This window comes from Flavobacterium crassostreae, assembly GCF_001831475.1.
Lineage (GTDB): Bacteria > Bacteroidota > Bacteroidia > Flavobacteriales > Flavobacteriaceae > Flavobacterium > Flavobacterium crassostreae.
This window is the reverse complement of the sequence record NZ_CP017688.1, coordinates 417,390-435,423: the sequence shown is the minus strand read 5'-3', so window position 1 is coordinate 435,423 and position 18,034 is coordinate 417,390. Positions and strand designations below refer to the sequence as shown.

The following is an 18,034-nucleotide window of genomic DNA, read 5'->3' as shown; positions in this document are numbered from 1 at the left end:
TTCTTTCTTTCTAATATTTTCAAATACAAATCCATAAAAGATTTGACATTGGAAAATAAACCATCACAACTTACCCTGACCAATTTCACCACTCACAATGGTGCTTTTTATGCTAGCTTAGATTTGAGCTATCAAATTTTTGGTGCTCCTTTGCATACAGCTCCTATTGTTTTGATCAACCATGCTTTGACCGGAAATTCTCAAGTAATTGGAGCGTCTGGTTGGTGGAATGATATTGTAGGAGTTGACAAAACCATAGATACCAGAAAATATACCATTGTCTCTTTGGACGTTCCGGGCAACGGATTCCATACAGCAACCATCGATTCTTATAGAGATTTTATTGCAAGAGATATTGCTAAAATTTTTATCGAAGGACTTCGGGTTTTAAAAATAGACCATTTGTTTGCACTCATTGGAGGATCTGTTGGCGGTGGCATTGCCTGGGAAATGATAGCTTTAGAGCCTAAGTTGGCACAAAATTTTATTGTGATCGCTACCGATTGGAAAGCCACCGATTGGCTGATTGCCAATTGTTATCTACAAGAGCAAATACTCAACAACTCCAAAAAACCCATTGAAGATGCGCGCATACATGCCATGTTGTGCTACCGCACGCCAGAATCTTTTAAAATGAAGTTTAATAGAGACAGCAACCAACAACTAGAGACCTTTCAGGTAGAGAGTTGGTTGAATTATCATGGCGAAAAATTAGAAAAAAGGTTCCAGCTTGCGGCCTACAAAATGATGAACCAATTATTGAAAACCATCGATATCACACGCAATCAGGAATCTCTAGAAACCATTATTGCCAGAGTAGAGGCCAATATGTATATAGTGGGGATCAATTCGGATTTGTTTTTTACGGCAAAAGAAAATAAAGAAACCTACAACGAGATCAAAAAATTTAAAAATAATGTATTTTACAGTGAGATAGACTCCCAACACGGGCACGATGCCTTCTTGATAGAATACCAACAATTAGACAATTTATTAGAAGTTGTTTTTAAAAACAAAAAGCAGATGAAAATAGTAAAATTTGGCGGAAAATCGTTAGCAAACGGTACAGGAATCACTGCCGTTCTGGATATAATAGACACTAAAATTAAAGAACAAGAAAAATTTGCCATAGTCGTTTCGGCAAGAGGCAAATCTACAGACGAATTAGAAGATATTTTGACCATTGCGGCCAAAAACGGAAATTACAAGCCGTTATTGGACAGCTTTAAAGCCTATCAAAAGGAAGGTTGGGATGCGGTAGATTTTTCTAAAGAATTTGATAAACTAGACCAACTCTTTGAAGGGGTTCGTTTAATTGGAGATTATAGCGCCAAAACCAAAGACCAAGTTCTGGCACAAGGCGAAGTACTTTCGGCTAAATTACTAGTATTTTTATTGCAACAAAAAGGCATTCCTGCAAAATTGGCCGATACCAGAGAGTTGATTATAACCGATTCTAATTTTGGAGATGCCCAGCCATTAGAGGCACTTTCTAAAAAGAATGTTATACAGGTTTTTAATGAAAATAAAGAATCCGTATTAGTAATTACAGGTTTTATAGGCTCTAATGCCCAACACGAAACCACAACCTTGGGCAGAAATGGCAGCAATTATACCGCGTCCTTAATAGCCAATTATAGCAATGCCGAAGAATTACAGAACTATACCCATGTAGACGGCATTTATACCGCCAATCCAGAATTGGTTTTAGATGCCAAAAAAATAGAATCCTTGTCTTATAACGAGGCTAACGAAATGGCTAATTTTGGAGCAACAATTTTGCACGCCAAAACCATTATTCCGTTATTAGAAAAAAATATTCCGCTACGCATTCTCAATACCTTTAATGACCAAAACAAAGGAACCCTAATCACCTCCAACTCTAACGCTACCGGAATCAAAACCCTATCGGTTCTAGAAAATGTGGCATTGGTCAACTTAGAAGGAAGAGGCTTGCTTGGAAAAACAGGAGTAGACGCACGGATTTTTAGAGTAATGGGAGATAATGATATAAGCGTGAGTATCATCTCTCAGGGATCTTCAGAAAGAGGTATCGGTCTGGTGGTTGCGGCAGATAAGGCAACACAAGCCATGCTGAAATTAGAGAAAGAATTTGAAAATGATTTTTACTCCAAAGACGTCAATAAAATTACCATAACAGACCATGTATCTGTAATTTCAATAATCGGACAAGACCTAAGCACGTTTCACAAACCCTATACCGCACTGATCAAAAACAAAATTGTACCCATTTTGTTCAACAATACCGTTACGGGCAAAAACGTGAGCTTGGTAGTCAAAAAAGCAGAACTAAACAAGGCATTGAACGTTATTCATGGCGAAATTTTTGGTGTAGCCAAAAAAATAAACATAGCCATTTTTGGGCACGGATTAGTGGGTGGCACACTGATTGATCAAATTTTAGCATCTGCCCAAGCTATAGAAAAAAGAAAAGACATTAAGTTAAATGTTTTCGCTATTGCAAATTCTAAAAAAGTGTTGCTCAACAAAAATGGCGTAACCACCAACTGGCAACAAGAAATTCAGAGCCAAGGAGTTGCGTACCAACTCAACGACATTATTGCCTTTGCAGAAACCCATCATCTAGAAAATTTGATAGCCATTGATAATACCGCTAGCGTAGCCTTTGTAGAAAATTACCTTCCTTTGGTAGAGAGCAGTTTTGATCTAATATCGTCTAATAAAGTAGCCAATACCCTGAGTTATGGTTTTTATAAAGAATTGCGAGACGCCTTAGAGAAAAACCAAAAAAATTACCTTTACGAAACCAATGTAGGAGCTGGTTTGCCCTTGATAGACACCATTAAATTGCTGCATTTATCCGGCGAAAATATCACTAAAATAAAAGGAGTTTTCTCTGGATCTTTAAGCTTTTTGTTTAATACCTTTTCGGATCAAGAAGTTCCTTTTAGCACCATATTAAAAAAAGCAATAGACAGCGGATACACAGAGCCAGATCCCAGAGAAGACTTGTGTGGCAATGATGTAGCCAGAAAATTACTAATTTTGGCTAGAGAATTGGATCTGCAAAACGAGTTTGAAGAAATCTGCATTCAGAATTTAATTCCAGAACCTTTGCGTCAAGGCAATGCTGCTGAATTTTTGGCAAAATTAGAGGAGTTGGATCCTATTTATGACACAATAAAAAAAGATCAAAAACCCAATCACGTATTGCGATACATCGGAGAACTATCTGGAGATCTGCAACACGATAAAGGAATTTTGGAAGTAAAATTAGTTTCCGTACCTTCGGATACCGCCTTAGGAGGACTCAAAGGATCGGATTCTTTCTTTGAAATTTATACCGAATCCTACGGCGATCGTCCTATTGTTATCCAAGGTGCCGGAGCTGGATCTGCAGTTACAGCCAGAGGTGTTTTTGGAGACATCTTGCGATTGTCTGACAAAGGCTAAAAGAGTATACTTAATAACTAAAATTAAAGTACTTTTGAGTTTCATCTAAAAATAAAAAACATGAAAAAAATTATTGTAATGTTTGCGTTGAGTCTATTGGTTTTGTCGTGTAAATCAGCTGGATCTTCCTCTGCTTTAGTCCAGAAAATTATTTATGAAAAAGCAGTCATAACTTATGGAAATGGAGATGTTGTAAAAGGTTATGTCGAATTGGTAGACCCTTTTTATACCAAGATTAAATTTAAACAGACCGAAAAAGGTAACGTTCAGTCTTTGGTTAGTGATGATATCAAAAAGATTGAATATGCCGATAAAGATGGTACAGAGTTTCTTGCAGAACGTTTGTTTAGATATGTAGATAAAGGGGACAAAGGAATAGTAAAAAAAGAAAAATTATGGCTATTTACAGTCTATTCCAAGGGAATGAAATTGGCAGTAGCAAGGTCGAGTTCTACTTTTTCGTATAACGCAAATACAGGGACTTCAATGGGGAGCGGCCCATCAACTGGTTTGTATATGGGGAAAGATTCTGAAGATGGGGTGTTTTTTGTTTTTGATTTGTCAGATCAGACGTCCATAAATATTGGTATGGATAAATCCGTAAGAAAACATTGTAATTTATTATTTAAAGACTGTCCAAAGTTTTTAGCTGCAGTAAATGCTGAAAACTTTAAAAAACCAACTTTGATAAACAGATTAATAGAATTGTACGAAAATAACAACTGTAATAAGCCTATAAAAGTGGCAGCTAAAAAAAAATCTAGCTCAAAAAATAAATAGAGTTTTATATAAGAAACAAAAAAACATAAGATGTTAAGATTTTTTAAGCCGATTTATTGACTTTCAAAAGATATAAGAGTAACATACCATAAAAAAAATAAGATGAAAATCACATTAAATAGACTAAACGACAATTTCCATTTTGAATTAAAAAACCAACGTGGGCATGTAGTTAACGTAGATAGCCGTCCAGAATTTGGTGGCGATGATCAAGGGCCAAGTCCGATGGAATTAGTGTTGATGGGTGTTGCAGGATGTAGCGCCATTGATATGATTTCGATCTTAAAAAAACAACGCCAACAAATCACGTCTTTCAAAGCCGATGTTGAGGGAGCGCGTGTTCAGGTTGGCGAAGCAAAACCTTTCAAAGACATCTATTTGGTTTTTTACCTAGAAGGAAACATCCAAGAAGACAAAGCTGCCAAAGCGGCCCAACTTTCTTTTGATAAATATTGTTCGGTTTCTAAAACATTAGAGCCAACGGCAACCATACATTATAAAGTTATTTTGAATGGTTTTGAATTAGAAAAGTTGTAATCTAACCAATTTCAAAATGTACTACTAATTGAAAAAAATATTTTGTGGATCTCTGCCGGTTCTTTAAGAGTCTCTACGAAACATTTTTTATAAAACAACCTAAAATGACTGAAGAACAATTTGGTTTTGAAACCCAAGCCATCCGTACCCAATTAGAACGCACGCAATATTTAGAACATTCGGTTCCGTTGTTTGTAACGTCCAGTTTTGTCTTTGAAGATGCCGAAGACATGCGCGCCTCCTTTGCAGAAGAAAAAGAACGTAACATTTATAGCCGTTACAGCAACCCAAATTCTAATGAGTTTGTAGAAAAGGTATGCAAGATGGAAGGTGCCAAGGCTGGTTTTGCCTTTGCCTCCGGAATGGCTGCGGTGTATTCCACCTTGGCTGCATTGCTTGAATCCGGAGACCATATTGTTTCTTCTAGCAGTGTTTTTGGAGCAACCCATTCTTTGTTTGTCAATTATTTCCCGAAGTGGAATATCAAAACGTCGTATTTTGACATTAACAAGCCAGAAACCATTGAACAGTTTCTTACACCCAATACAAAGATTCTTTTTGCAGAATCACCAACCAATCCAGCAGTGGATATTATCGATTTGGAGTTGCTAGGAACTATCGCCAAAAAGCACAATTTGATTTTGGTAATAGACAACTGTTTTGCGACACCGTATTTGCAACAACCCATAAAATGGGGAGCGCATTTAGTGGTGCATTCTGCCACAAAATTAATGGATGGACAAGGGCGTGTTTTGGGCGGAATTACAGTAGGAGATCCCGACTTGATCCAGAAAATATATTTGTTTAGCCGACTAACTGGACCTGCGTTGGCACCCTTTAATGCCTGGGTATTGTCTAAAAGTTTAGAGACATTAGCGGTTCGTTTAGATAGACATTGCGAAAACGCCATGAAGGTAGCCACCTTTTTGGAGCAACACCCTAATGTAAACCTAGTAAAATATCCGTTTTTGAAATCCCATCCACAATATGATATTGCCCAAAAGCAAATGAAGGCTGGAGGTAATATTGTTGCTTTTGAAATAAAAGGAGGGCTTGAGGCGGGTCGGGCCTTTTTGAATAAAATAAAACTATGTTCGCTTTCGCCAAATTTAGGAGATACCAGAACAATAGTAACCCATCCAGCATCCACAACCCATACCAAATTATCTGTGGAAGAAAGATTGGCAGTGAGTATTACCGATGGTCTAGTGCGTGTTTCGGTAGGATTAGAAACCGTAGCAGACGTTATTGCAGATTTAGAACAAGCGCTTTTGTAAAGGGTTTTTATTTTGGATTGCTTTTTCATTTTGAATAAAGCTTTCGGCTAACGGTTTTTGATTTCAGGTTTTCTGTACATCAAAAACCGTTTTTTTTATGGGATTACATTCAAAAAGTATATTTTTGTTACTAATGCATGCAGTTGCATTACTTTTGCATGAGGTATAAATTGTGCTGCTTTATTCTTTAATCAAAAATAGTTACCATGCTTTCAAAGAAAACAAAATACGGAATCAAAGCATTGACCTTTTTGGCTCGGCAAGAAGACCAGACTCCAGTTGCTATTGCAGATATTGCAAAGAGCGAAAACATTTCGGTTAAATTTCTAGAGAGTATTTTATTGCTCTTGCGCCATTCGGGTTTTTTGGGTGCCAAAAAAGGAAAAGGCGGTGGCTATTATCTCATAAAAGAGCCCAAAGATATTAATATGGCCAAGGTGTACCGTATTTTAGAAGGGCCAATCGCTTTATTGCCTTGTGCAAGTCATAATTTTTATGAAAAATGTGCCGATTGCACCGACGAAGCTACTTGCGCCGTAAATAAATTAATGACCGAAGTACGGGACAATACCCTGAAAATATTAGAGAACAATTCGCTTGCAGACATTGCTTTTTAGGCTATAAAGGCTAAAACAAAAAAGGGTCTTTCTGTGTTGATACAGATGAAAGACCCTTTTTTTTTGGCTATATATTTTTTGCTGCTAAGCCATAAAAACCAATTTATACCCCACAAAAAACAGCATTGCTGCAATAGCATTTCGGAGCAATAAATCCGGTACTTTTCCGCTTAGTAGACTGCCTATAAATATTCCAGGAAGCGATCCTATTAACAATTGTCCTAACAACCCTAAGTCTAAATTGCCCATACTTGCATGGCCTAAACCGGCTACAAGAGTTAAGGGTACTGCATGTGCAATCTCGGTTCCAACCAATTTTGGTGTTGCCAAAAGAGGGTACAAAAAAAACAACGTAACCGTACCCAAAGCCCCTGCGCCAATAGAGGTTAAGGTAACCGTAGCGCCTAATAAAACACCTATAGCAACCGTTAAAATGTTTTGCGTTTTACTTTCGGTATGGAATTTATCTCCAGAATGTTTTTGAGAAAAATTTAAAAGCTTCTTTTTGAACAAAACCGCTATGGAGGTCAGTAACAAAGCCCAACCCAAACTGTATTTAATAACCGCATTCAAGGCACTAATATCGGTTTTTATACGGTCCAAAATCCATAAAGTTACTAATGCTGCTGGAACACTCCCCAACGAGAGCCAGCCAGTAATGGTCCAGTTGATGTTCTTTTTTTTGTGGTGCACATAAATACCGCCCATTTTGGTAAAAGCAGCATACAATAAATCCGTACCCACTGCAGTACTAGGAGGGATACCAAACCATAATAATATAGGCGTCATTAAAGAGCCACCACCTACACCTGTCATTCCTACAATAAAACCTACTGTTAAACCTGCAATAACTAATCCTAATTGTAAATCCATGTCAAATTATTTTGTGCAAAAATAGCACTATTTTTTTATTATCCTATAGGGTAGGTAGACTAATAGTTTTTTTACAGCTATTTTTGCGTATTTTTTAATGAAACTGCATTAAAATAGATAAAAACAGGGTTAAATTTTAATTTTTTTAAATAATATGTTTTTTTGTTTTAAAACACATCTACTTAGGGGCTAAGCACAAACATTTCTTTAATAAAACAGCATAATTTGTTTTGTAATTTAGAAATAAGTAGTACTTTTGCCAAGTAATCTACTAAACCGATAGGGTAATGGATTTTTATTAAAAATTAAAAATTAAATGAGCACAACTACAGTACCTATATTATTAGAGAAAACAAAAGACTTTTCAATAGAAGAGACTTTTGCTTTTTTGGCAAATGAATATAAAGACAAAGTGGTTTTTTCAACTTCCTTTGGGCAAGAAGACCAAGTGATAACGGCGCTAATTGCAAAAAGTAATGCGGCTATCCACATCTTTACTTTGGACACGGGGCGTTTATTTCAAGAAACCTACGATGTTTTTCATAAAACATTAAAGAGGTACAAACAACACATTGAGGTGTATTTTCCGGAAGCAGAAGCAGTGCAAAACCTTTTGAACACAAAAGGACCTAATAGTTTTTATGAGTCCGTTGATAATAGAAAAGAATGTTGTTTTGTCCGAAAAGTAGCGCCATTGACCAAGGCTTTAAAAGGAAATGCTATTTGGATTACGGGTTTAAGAGCCGAGCAATCCGAAAACAGAAATGATTTGCCTCTTTTTGAATACGATGCGAAATTTGAAATCATCAAATTCAACCCTTTACTAAAGTGGACCTTAAAAGAAGTAGAGGATTATTTGGAAAAAAATAAGGTACCCCAAAATACGTTGCACAAAAAAGGGTTTGTAAGCATTGGTTGTGCGCCTTGTACTAGAGCAATCGCCGAGGGAGAAGATATCCGAGCCGGAAGATGGTGGTGGGAATCCAGTCATAAAGAGTGTGGTTTGCACCAAGGATAAATTCAAGAGGTTAGAACAAAGAACAAAGAATAAAAAAAATTATAAATAGTGGATGGGTTTTAGTTCCAAGGTAGTAAGCCTGAAACTTTAAACCGGAAACTTTTAAACTAAAAATATGAGTTCAATATTAAAAACAAATGCGTTAGAAAGCGAAGCAATATACATTTTTAGAGAAGTGATTGCTCAATTTGATAAACCAGTATTGCTTTTCTCCGGAGGGAAAGATTCGATTACTTTGGTTCGATTAGCGCAAAAAGCATTTTTTCCGGCCAAAATACCATTTCCGTTATTGCACATAGATACGGGGCACAATTTTCCGGAAACCATAGAATTTAGAGACCGTTTGGTTAAAGAATTAGGATTAGAATTGATTGTTCGCAATGTGCAAGATGCCATTGATGAGGGTAAGGTAGTAGAAGAAACTGGGAAATATTCTAGTAGAAATAGTCTGCAAACCACAACTTTATTAGATGCAATTGACGAATTTAAGTTTGATGCTTGTATTGGTGGCGCACGTCGTGACGAAGAAAAAGCGAGAGCTAAAGAGCGTATTTTTTCGGTTCGGGATGATTTTGGTCAATGGGATGAAAAAAACCAACGTCCGGAATTGTTTGATTTATTGAATGGTAAAATTGAAAACGGTCAAAACGTACGTGTTTTTCCTATATCCAACTGGACAGAATTAGATGTTTGGAGTTATATCGAGCAAGAACAAATCGAAATTCCATCCATATACTTCTCGCACAAACGAAAAGTATTCTTGAGAGACGGCATGATTTGGTCGCATTCTCCTTTTGTTTACCAAGAAGAAAACGAAGAAATTGAAGAACGTATTGTGCGTTTTAGAACCGTAGGAGATATGAGTTGTACGGCAGCAGTTGATTCTTATGCAGCAACGATCTCGGAGGTTGTAGGCGAAATTAGAGCTTCTACCATTTCTGAAAGAGGAGCCAGAATTGATGATAAGCGTTCTGAGGCAGCGATGGAAAAAAGAAAACAACAAGGCTACTTTTAGGATGAAGTCCTTTAAAATCCTTTGGATTATATTTCTTTTTAGTCTGGGATTAAATGCGCAAACACATAAAAATGTAGATAAACAAAGTTTAGTCTGGATGCGCTATTATAACCAACTAGAATTAAATAAAAAATGGTCGGTTCATACAGAGATGGATAATCGGGTTTTTATAAATCCAATAGTGCAAAATGCCTTTGTGGGTAGGGTTCAGGCTAGAAGCAAAATCACAGATAAGCTAGAATTAGGAGCTGGTTTTGTTTTTTCTTCTGTGGCAACACAAAATCCCGAAGCTAAAACTGGATTTTCTATTCCAGAATATCGTTTGCAGCAAGATGCAATCTTAAAACAGCCTTTAGGGAACCTAAATTTGACCCATCGGTATAGAATAGAAGAGCGGTTTATTGCAAATTCAAGTAAATTAGAGCTAGAAGATGGCACGACGTTTTACTTAAGATTTAGATACCAAATCCAAGCAGATTATGCGTTTTGGAAAAAAGAAAAACAATATCTAAAAGCAATTCTATCCGATGAAATAATGCTTAATGGCGGTAACAAAATTATCAAAAGCAGCTTTGATCAAAATAGAGTTTACGCAGCTGTACAATGGGGATTAAGTCCCGCAGTTGCATTAGAGTTAGGATACTTAAATAGTTTTCAAGAAAGAGCAAATGGTGTAGATTATTTCAATAGAGATATCCTACGAATGAGTTTTATTCATAAAATTAAGATATAAAAATAGCCTCTAAGGAGCGCAAATAAATAAAATACTAAATTACCGCTTGGACTCCCCACTTTTAGATGGGGTTTTAAAGAGGACGTAAACAAAAAAAACAAATGGAAGTTTTAAAAATAGCAACAGCAGGAAGTGTAGATGACGGAAAAAGCACCTTGATAGGAAGGTTATTATACGATACCCAATCTTTGACCACCGATAAATTAGAAGCGATAGAAAAAAGCAGCAAGCAAAAAGGATACGATTATTTGGATTTTTCTTTAGCAACAGATGGTTTGGTTGCCGAGAGAGAACAAGGGATCACCATTGATGTGGCACATATTTATTTTTCTACAGCCAAAAAAAGTTACATTATTGCCGATACGCCAGGTCACGTAGAATATACCCGTAACATGGTAACGGGAGCCTCAACCTCACAAGTATCCATCATTTTGATAGATGCACGAAAAGGAGTTATTGAGCAAACCTACCGTCACTTTTTTATCAATAATTTATTGAGAGTAAAAGAGGTAATTGTAGCGGTTAATAAAATGGACTTAGTAGATTATTCCGAAGAAGTTTATGCCAAAATTAAAGCGGACTTTGAAGCATTAAATGCCAAAAGCACTTTTAAAGAACAAAACGTAAGTTACATTCCGCTGAGTGCTTTGACGGGAGATAACGTAGTAGACAAAACAGATGCAATGCCATGGTACAAAGGACAAACCATTTTAGAGCATCTTGAGGCTTTAGAACCTGCGGATGTGTACGAAAAAGGGCAAGCTCGTTTTCCGGTACAAACGGTTATTAGACCTAAAACAGACCAGTACCATGATTTTAGAGGATACGCAGGGAAGTTGTATGGCAGTAGTATTAAGGTTGGAGATGCCGTAACTGTTCTGCCTTCTTTAACCCAATCAAAAGTAAGCAACATCCATTTTTTCGATAAACAATTCGATGAAGCTTCCGTAGGATCTTCAGTGACCATCGAATTAGAAAACGATATCAATGTAACCCGAGGAGACATGATTGTAAAAACCTCGGAATTGCCTAAAGTCGAAAAAGAAATCCACACCACAGTTTGTTGGATGGATAGTAAAAAGCTGGTTCCGGGTGCAAAATATTTTGTGCAACACAACACCAATAGAGTTTTGGCCAAAATTGACCGCGTGAAAAACGTAATTGCTACAGATTTTTCTGGAACTACCGAGGCGTCTCAATTAGCAATCAACGAAATAGGAGAAGTGAGCATCAAATTAAGCAAAGCCATCTATTTTGATGCCTATAACGATAATAAGTCCAATGGTGCCTTTATTTTAATTGACGCCACCACCAATGCTACAGCAGGAGTAGGGTTTATACGTTAAGCTTTTGGTCTTTAGTAAAAGTTGAAAACAAACCACAAAAAACACACAAATAAACACGGTCAGTAACTAATGCCAAAAGCCATTAGTCCACGGCCAAAAGCCTATTAAAATGGAAAGTTTTAGAACCGAAATAGAAAATCCGATTGTTCAAAAAGAGATCATCGATTTAGAAAGAAAAATTGCATTATTTAAGGACGGAAAAATAGATGACGAGCGTTTTCGTAGTCTTCGTTTGGCTCGTGGTGTGTACGGACAACGTCAAGAAGGCGTACAAATGATTCGTATCAAATTGCCTTTTGGAAAGGTGACTAGCGAGCAATTAGTGCGTATTACTAAAGTTTCTGATGAGTATTCAACAGGACGTTTGCACATTACAACGCGTCAGGATATCCAAATTCATTATGTGAGTCTAGATAGAACACCAGAACTTTGGGCAAACCTTGCCAAAGACGATATCACCCTTCGTGAAGCCTGTGGGAATACCGTGCGTAATATCACAGCAAGTGAATTAGCAGGTGTAGATGTGGACGAACCCTTTGATGTGTCGCCTTATGCGCACGCCATGTTTGAGTTTTTCTTAAGAAACCCTATTTGTCAAGAAATGGGACGTAAATTCAAAATGTCTTTCTCTTCTTCAGACAAAGATACTGCCTTGAGTTATTTGCATGATTTAGGATTTATTCCAAAAATTGTAAACGGCGAGCGTGGTTTTAAAGTAATGCTAGGAGGCGGATTAGGTTCGCAGCCACACCATGCAGAATTGTTGTCAGAATTTATTCCGGCAAACCAGATTATTCCAACCACCGAAGGAGTTTTAAGAGTTTTTGATCGTCATGGCGAAAGAGCCAAACGTTTAAAAGCCCGTATGAAATTTTTAATCAAAGATATTGGTCGTGATGAATTTCTACGTTTAGTTGACCAAGAGAAAAAAGCCTTGTCATACCAATCATACGAAATTGACACTACTGCTTTTGATGCTGCCATCCCAGCAACATTATTAGAAGTACCAAAAGTAACTATCGAAGATACAGCCGCATTTGAAGCTTGGAAACAATCCAATGTGATTGCACAAAAACAAGCCGGTTATGTTGCTATTGGTATCAAAGTACTCTTGGGAGATTTTTATACCGATAAAGCAAGAGCATTAGCAGCATTAATTAAAAATTATGGAGCCAATGAATTGCGTTTTTCATTAAAACAAAATATTGTTCTCAGAAATATAAAAGAAGAAAACCTGCCTTTCTTTTACCAAGAATTAGCCAAGTTAGATTTTGTAACCCTAGGCTATGATACCATTAATGACATCACCGCTTGTCCAGGTACCGATACCTGTAATCTAGGTATAGCTAGCAGCACGGGTATAGCCGAAGAATTAGAGAGAGTATTGAAATTAGAATTTCCGCAATACCAAAACAATCGCGAAATTACGATCAAAATTAGTGGTTGTATGAACGCTTGTGGACAGCACAATATGTCTTCGGTAGGTTTTCAAGGGATGTCTATCAATGCCGGAAAATTAGTAGCGCCAGCTTTGCAAGTATTGCTAGGTGGTGGGATTCTAGGAAACGGAAAAGGACGTTTTTCAGACAAAGTAATTAAAGTACCAAGCCGTAGAGGCCCGGATGCACTGCGTTTTATTTTAAATGATTTTGAAGCCAATGCAAACGGAACGTCATTTTTAGATTATTATGATGCCCAAGGAGAAAAATATTTTTACGAATTATTAAAACCCTTGGCAGACGTTACCAATTTAACTCCAGAAGATTTTATTGATTGGGGTAACGCAGACAATTACGTCAAAGCCGTTGGAGTAGGAGAGTGTGCTGGAGTTGTGATAGACTTAGTGGCCACATTAATTTTGGAAGCCAAAGACAAATTGACATTTGCACAAGAAGCCTTTGCGGATCAAAACTGGGCAGATGCTATTTATTTAGCCTATGCAGCCTTTGTAAACGGAGCCAAAGCGTTATTATTGGCAGAAAATGAAAAAACAAACCACCATGCCGGAATTATCAATTTGTTTGACACCGTTTTTATCCAAAGTAATAAAGTCACTCTAGACTCCACTTTCAAAGACTTGGTATACCAGATCAATCAAAACGAACCGTCGGAGGTTTTTGCCCAAAAATACATACAAGAAGCCATTGCTTTCTTTCAGACCATAGAAACCTACAGAGCCAAAGATATCGCTGATGCATAAAATAGTAAAACCCAAAGTAACTTTAGTAGGAGCAGGACCAGGGGATCCGGATCTCTTGACCATCAAAGGCGCAAAAGCACTTGCTGAGGCTAATGTGGTTTTATACGATGCCTTAGCAAACGAAGAATTGTTGTGCTATGCTCCCAAAAAGGCACTTAAAATTTTTGTTGGAAAAAGAAAAGGCAGTCATGCCTATACCCAAGATCAAATCAACCAACTAATTGTAGATAACGCCTTGACTTACGGACACGTAGTTCGGCTCAAGGGTGGGGATCCGTTTATATTTGGTAGAGGAAGCGAAGAAACCGGCTATGTAGAGAGTTTTGGAATCCCTACCTTTGTCATCCCCGGAATATCCTCTTCAATAGCAGTGCCAGCGTCTCAAGGAATTTCCTTGACCAAAAGAGGGGTTTCGGAGAGCTTTTGGGTAATAACCGGAACTACCTCGGCGCGCCAATTGTCTAAAGATGTTGCATTAGCAGCACAGTCTTCGGCCACCGTTGTAGTATTGATGGGTATGAGTAAGTTAGAACAAATTGTGGCTATTTTTCAGGCAGAATCCAAAGGAGAAACCCCTGTTGCAATTATTCAAGACGGTACTACCCCACAAGAAAAAACCGGTATTGGAACCATAAACACCATTACACAAATTGTTAGGGACGCTAATTTAAGTTCGCCAGCAATTATAGTTATAGGAGAAGTGGTGGCAGATCACAAAAAAAGTTCAGGATTTTATAAAGAATTAAAATCCATGCACAACAAACAATTAGTCTATGGAAAAGAATGAATTGTATCCGGTGTTTCTAAAAGTGCATAAACTAAAAGTATTGTTAGTAGGAGGCGGAAATGTAGGTTTAGAAAAACTTTCTTTTTTGTTAAAATCCAGCCCAAATGCAGTTGTTGAGGTAGTTGCCCCGCGTTTTTTGCCAGAGTTAGAGGCTCTAGCGGCCAAACACCCTTTTGTAAAGCTAACCCCTAAAAAGTTTAATCGTTGGATGCTTCGCAAACGGCATATGGTCATTGCCTGTACTGATGATTGGAAAGTAAACAAACGAGTGTATGATTTGTCTCGAAAACGCTTTTTAATTTGTAACATAGCAGACACCCCAGATTTATGCGATTATTATTTGGGAGGAATTGTAACCAAAGGAAACGTAAAGATTGCCATTTCAACCAACGGAAAGTCGCCAACCACCGCCAAAAGATTGCGAGAACTCTTTGAGGAGATAATTCCGGAAGATATCAACAAAATGGTCGAAAACTTGAACGAATATCGGAAGACTCTAAAAGGAAATTTTGAACAAAAAGTACAGCGAATGAATGAAATTACCGAAACCTTAAAAAAATAAAAACGCAAAGATTTTTTTTTCGAGCCTCAGATTTTAATTAGAGGGTCTCTAAAAAGACCACCAATACCGCTTCCACGAAGCATTTGGCAGCTCCCAAAGATGGCGTTAAACAAAAATAATTTAAAAAATACATTTTGCTACCGTGTAGTTAGAATGATATTTATCATTGAAAAAGATCAAAATTCATAGTTTATTTGTGAACATTACCTTAATATAAATAAAAACAAAACTTTCCTTTTGCACCTGGATTAGGCGTTAAAGGGCTAATTAATACGAACATGATTGAAACAGATATCCTTATAATAGGAGCCGGTCCAACTGGTTTATTTGCCGTTTTTGAAGCAGGATTATTAAAATTAAAATGCCACATATTAGATGCTTTACCACAAGCAGGTGGTCAATTATCGGAGTTATATCCCAAAAAACCTATTTATGATATTCCGGGATTTCCAGAAGTATTAGCAGGAGATTTGGTAGATAATCTAATGGAACAAATCAAACAATTTGAACCTGGCTTTACACTCGGAGAACGAGCCGAAACCATTGACAAACAAGAAGACGGAAGCTTTATTGTAACCTCCAACGAAGGCACCCAATTCCATGCTAAAGTAATTGCAATAGCAGGAGGTTTAGGTAGTTTTGAACCAAGAAAACCACTAATCGACGGCATTAATTTTTACGAAAACAAAGGGATCAAATATTTTATCAAAGATCCAGAAGAATTCCGAGACAAAAGAGTGGTGATTGCAGGTGGTGGCGATTCTGCCTTAGACTGGAGTATTTTTCTTACAGACGTAGCTTCAGAGGTAACTTTGATTCACCGTCGTAATGAATTTAGAGGAGCCTTAGACTCCGTAGAAAAAGTACAAGAACTAAAAGATGCGGGCAAAATCCGCATGATTACACCCGCTGAGGTAGTAGGATTAAACGGAGCAGAACACATTGAATCTATCGTTATTGAGGAAAATGGTGCCACCCGTACCATCGAAACCGATTATTTCATTCCGCTTTTTGGTTTAACACCAAAGTTAGGCCCTATTGGAAACTGGGGACTTGAGATAGAGAAAAACGCCATCAAAGTAAACAACGCCTTAGATTACCAAACCAATATTCCCGGAATTTTTGCCATTGGAGATGTCAATACCTATCCCGGCAAATTAAAATTGATCCTTTGTGGTTTTCACGAAGCAACATTGATGTGTCAAGCGGCCTACCAAATCATCAATCCAGGCAAACGATACGTATTGAAATACACCACCGTTTCTGGAGTAGACGGATTTGACGGAACTCGTAAAGAAGCTCCCAAAGCAGTCGTTAAAGCAATAGTGTAACAAAATAAGTTACTAAAGTTAGAAAATAAAGCGTTAATACTTGTGAGTATTAACGCTTTGTCTTTTCTTTGCAGTGTTCCTATATTTATTGAAAGTTATCACGAAAGGCGGAGGGAAAGACCCAATGAAACCTTAGCAACCCTTTATCTTTAAAGAAGGTGCTACATTCTACTTTAAACTACAATTTTTTAGTTTCTAAGATAGATAACATAAAAATACGTCTTGCGTATTTCTCCAACCATTTCTTGACAACCTATCGATATTATTTTCTTAGAGCAGATCTTCTGTGCATTAGCATCAAGATCCCTCCTGCTGTACGCTATATCTTTTTATTTTTAAAGAAAAAATAAAAAGGATGCCGCTACCATCAGGGCTAAAGAGAAGCCATAGAGAACTTTTGGAAAAAATAATCAAAAGTATACATTTAGATAACGGTCTAGATTTTAATTATCATACGGTATGTCAAACACAACAAACACAACAACAACAGCAGCTTCTCCTTTAGGAATTAGAGCCGCCCTTTTAGACAGAATACTCATCCTGGATGGCGCGATGGGAACCATGCTGCAACGCTATAATTTTTCGGAAGAAGACTTTAGAGGACAACGTTTTAAGGATTTTCCACATTCTCTAAAAGGCAACAATGACCTATTATCTCTCACACAACCAGAAGCCATAAAGGCAGTGCATGCCGCTTATTTTGAGGCCGGAGCAGATATTGTAGAAACCAATACCTTTTCGGGAACTACCATTGGTATGGCCGACTATTTTTTGGAAGAATACGTTTATGAACTCAACTACGAATCCGCAAAACTAGCCCGGGAAGTAGCCGACCAATTTACGGCCAAAAACCCAGACAAGCCTCGTTTTGTAGCCGGATCTATAGGTCCCACCAACAGAACGGCAAGCATGTCACCAGACGTAAACGACCCAGGATATAGAGCCGTAACATTTGACGATTTACGCATTGCATACAAACAACAAGTAGAAGCCTTAATGGATGGCGGATGTGATTTATTGCTTGTCGAAACTATTTTTGACACGCTCAATGCCAAAGCAGCACTTTTTGCCATCGAGGAGGTAAAAGAAGAACGCAATATTGCTATTCCGATCATGGTCTCTGGAACCATTACAGATGCTTCAGGCCGAACCCTTTCAGGACAAACCGTAGAGGCTTTTTTGATTTCTGTATCACATATTCCGCTTTTGAGTGTCGGTTTTAATTGCGCTCTTGGGGCAGATTTATTAAAACCATATTTACAAACCTTGTCACAAAACACCACTTTTAATGTATCGGCACATCCAAATGCAGGATTGCCCAATGCCTTTGGAGAATATGACGAAACTCCAGAACAAACACAAGCTTTTATAAAAGAATATCTAGACGATAATTTAGTAAACATTATTGGTGGTTGTTGTGGCACCACTCCGGAACACATCCGGTTGATTGCGGATATCGCCAAGGATTACAAACCAAGAGTTTCGACGGCGGTGATGTAAATTAATGATTGACTGTATCGCTA

Annotated in this window: 15 protein-coding genes and 1 riboswitch; of the genes, 14 read left to right on the top strand and 1 reads right to left on the bottom strand. The window is 37.5% G+C overall.

Annotation, left to right across the window (positions count from 1 at the left end):
• Positions 1 to 48 precede the first annotated feature (48 nt).
• The 5 genes from thrA to LB076_RS01925 all read left to right on the top strand — a co-directional run bounded on the left by thrA (position 49) and on the right by LB076_RS01925 (position 6,646).
• Positions 49 to 3,435: a bifunctional aspartate kinase/homoserine dehydrogenase I gene (gene thrA, locus LB076_RS01945; RefSeq protein WP_066335293.1), complete on the top strand. Its 3,387-nt coding sequence runs from the start codon at positions 49 to 51 to the stop codon at positions 3,433 to 3,435.
• A 60-nt stretch (positions 3,436 to 3,495) separates the two neighbouring features.
• The gene (locus tag LB076_RS01940; protein ID WP_066335287.1) at positions 3,496 to 4,215 is read left to right on the top strand and encodes a hypothetical protein; all 720 of its coding nucleotides are present in this window, start codon (positions 3,496 to 3,498) and stop codon (positions 4,213 to 4,215) included.
• A gap of 102 nt (positions 4,216 to 4,317) precedes the next feature.
• Positions 4,318 to 4,752 (top strand): OsmC family protein, encoded by a 435-nt coding sequence (locus tag LB076_RS01935; protein ID WP_066335283.1) that lies wholly within the window; start codon positions 4,318 to 4,320, stop codon positions 4,750 to 4,752.
• 104 nt (positions 4,753 to 4,856) lie between these two features.
• Positions 4,857 to 6,029, top strand: coding sequence for a trans-sulfuration enzyme family protein (locus LB076_RS01930; RefSeq protein WP_066335280.1), 1,173 nt, complete (start codon positions 4,857 to 4,859; stop codon positions 6,027 to 6,029).
• Positions 6,030 to 6,235: 206 nt separating this feature from the next.
• A complete protein-coding gene (locus LB076_RS01925; protein WP_066335277.1) occupies positions 6,236 to 6,646 on the top strand; it encodes an RrF2 family transcriptional regulator in 411 nt (136 codons plus the stop codon).
• Between the two features lie 84 nt (positions 6,647 to 6,730).
• Here the strand turns inward: LB076_RS01925 and LB076_RS01920 are convergent, their stop codons facing one another.
• Positions 6,731 to 7,519 (bottom strand): sulfite exporter TauE/SafE family protein, encoded by a 789-nt coding sequence (locus LB076_RS01920; protein ID WP_066335275.1) that lies wholly within the window; start codon positions 7,517 to 7,519, stop codon positions 6,731 to 6,733.
• 316 nt (positions 7,520 to 7,835) lie between these two features.
• Between LB076_RS01920 and LB076_RS01915 the strand changes: the two genes are divergently transcribed.
• The 9 genes from LB076_RS01915 (at position 7,836) to LB076_RS01875 (ending at position 18,011) form a co-directional block, all read left to right on the top strand.
• Complete coding sequence (locus LB076_RS01915) at positions 7,836 to 8,537, top strand: phosphoadenylyl-sulfate reductase (protein WP_066335273.1); 702 nt, start codon at positions 7,836 to 7,838, stop codon at positions 8,535 to 8,537.
• Positions 8,538 to 8,652: 115 nt separating this feature from the next.
• Positions 8,653 to 9,552: a sulfate adenylyltransferase subunit CysD gene (gene cysD, locus LB076_RS01910; protein WP_066335272.1), complete on the top strand. Its 900-nt coding sequence runs from the start codon at positions 8,653 to 8,655 to the stop codon at positions 9,550 to 9,552.
• Between the two features lies 1 nt (position 9,553).
• The gene (locus tag LB076_RS01905) at positions 9,554 to 10,285 is read left to right on the top strand and encodes a DUF2490 domain-containing protein (RefSeq protein WP_066335269.1); all 732 of its coding nucleotides are present in this window, start codon (positions 9,554 to 9,556) and stop codon (positions 10,283 to 10,285) included.
• A 101-nt stretch (positions 10,286 to 10,386) separates the two neighbouring features.
• On the top strand, positions 10,387 to 11,631 hold the full coding sequence (locus tag LB076_RS01900) for a sulfate adenylyltransferase subunit 1 (RefSeq protein ID WP_066335266.1): 1,245 nt from the start codon (positions 10,387 to 10,389) through the stop codon (positions 11,629 to 11,631).
• Between the two features lie 109 nt (positions 11,632 to 11,740).
• A complete protein-coding gene (locus LB076_RS01895; RefSeq protein WP_066335261.1) occupies positions 11,741 to 13,831 on the top strand; it encodes a HEPN domain-containing protein in 2,091 nt (696 codons plus the stop codon).
• On the top strand, positions 13,824 to 14,618 hold the full coding sequence (cobA, locus tag LB076_RS01890) for a uroporphyrinogen-III C-methyltransferase (protein ID WP_066335259.1): 795 nt from the start codon (positions 13,824 to 13,826) through the stop codon (positions 14,616 to 14,618). The genes LB076_RS01895 and cobA overlap by 8 nt, the downstream gene beginning before the upstream one ends.
• Positions 14,605 to 15,180 (top strand): precorrin-2 dehydrogenase/sirohydrochlorin ferrochelatase family protein, encoded by a 576-nt coding sequence (locus LB076_RS01885; RefSeq protein WP_066335257.1) that lies wholly within the window; start codon positions 14,605 to 14,607, stop codon positions 15,178 to 15,180. The genes cobA and LB076_RS01885 overlap by 14 nt, the downstream gene beginning before the upstream one ends.
• 278 nt (positions 15,181 to 15,458) lie before the next feature.
• Positions 15,459 to 16,511, top strand: coding sequence for an NAD(P)/FAD-dependent oxidoreductase (locus tag LB076_RS01880; RefSeq protein WP_066335256.1), 1,053 nt, complete (start codon positions 15,459 to 15,461; stop codon positions 16,509 to 16,511).
• Positions 16,512 to 16,603: 92 nt separating this feature from the next.
• A riboswitch (SAM riboswitch) is annotated at positions 16,604 to 16,722 on the top strand.
• 341 nt (positions 16,723 to 17,063) lie between these two features.
• The gene (locus LB076_RS01875; RefSeq protein ID WP_232505677.1) at positions 17,064 to 18,011 is read left to right on the top strand and encodes a homocysteine S-methyltransferase family protein; all 948 of its coding nucleotides are present in this window, start codon (positions 17,064 to 17,066) and stop codon (positions 18,009 to 18,011) included.
• Positions 18,012 to 18,034: the final 23 nt, after the last annotated feature.